Below are 330 nucleotides of genomic sequence, written 5' to 3'. Positions count from 1 at the left end.
CCCCACAAATCAGCGCTAATAAATCAAAACCATACTTTGGTAGATTTTGGCGAGATGCTTGAGGGTTTTATTAAGCACTATTTCAAATAATATTAGCGGGGAATGGCGTAAGACATTCTCTGCTAATGTCAGATGAGAGATAACTCTTCTTGATTTAATACTATTTGCCTGATAATTAAGATGTATTCCTTTATTTTCGGCATAAAAACCAATCAGCCAAAGTACAACCGAACTCAGTGTAGCAAGTAGACTCAATACTGATAAACGACCAGCCCCGTGGCTATAACTTGCTCTAAGACCAAATCCAAAACGTTCACTCTTTTCATCCCT

General features: G+C 37.9%; 1 pseudogene. It reads right to left on the bottom strand.

Annotated features, from left to right (window positions below):
• Window positions 1-15: 15 nt before the first annotated feature.
• A pseudogene (locus CKY02_RS23295) lies at window positions 16-330 on the bottom strand (IS4 family transposase); the annotation flags it as partial.

Source organism: Photorhabdus bodei, from assembly GCF_003287735.1.
Classification (GTDB): Bacteria; Pseudomonadota; Gammaproteobacteria; order Enterobacterales; family Enterobacteriaceae; genus Photorhabdus; species Photorhabdus kayaii.
Note: the sequence above shows the minus strand (reverse complement) of the source record. Positions and strands in the feature narration are given on the sequence as shown.